We start from the raw sequence: 409 nt of genomic DNA, 5'->3' as shown, positions 1-409 counted from the left end.
CCTTAGTAATTAATATTGATGGTAAACGTGTTCAAGTTATGAATAGTGATGTAGTTATTGAAGAGAAGGGCGCAGAAAAGTTTGAGGTGAAACGATAATGTGGCTAGCAATAGCATTTATATTAGCAATCATAGCTTTAATAACTTTAATTACAAATAGTATCAAAGACGATGAGATAAAGAAACTACAACGTAAGCTAGGTTATGTAGAGGGAATCATTGAAGGGAATAAAAGATACAAGCAATAAAGCTAAGGAGGAATATTATGCATGAGTTATTTAGTTCAGTTGAAGTTGATTATAGAAAAACAAGAAAGAAGGTATACAAACTCTTTAATCGTTATCGATATCTTATAGAATTATTACCTTTAGAAGTATCACCAAGACTTACGCAGAACTGTAGCTTTATTC

The 409-nt window shown here is 31.1% G+C and carries 1 protein-coding gene; it reads left to right on the top strand.

The window, feature by feature from the left end:
* Window positions 1–97: 97 nt before the first annotated feature.
* A complete protein-coding gene (locus ACF91D_RS32185) occupies window positions 98–247 on the top strand; it encodes a hypothetical protein (protein WP_392438768.1) in 150 nt (49 codons plus the stop codon).
* Window positions 248–409: the final 162 nt, after the last annotated feature.

This window comes from Staphylococcus sp. 231237_7MaSpsaltlick, from assembly GCF_043107035.1.
This window is presented reverse-complemented; position numbering and strand designations above follow the sequence as displayed.

Bases quoted from the DNA above. Each gene is read 5' to 3' on its own strand.
- ACF91D_RS32185 (WP_392438768.1), top strand. From the start codon at position 98: ATGTGGCTAGCAATAGCATTTATATTAGCAATCATAGCTTTAATAACT.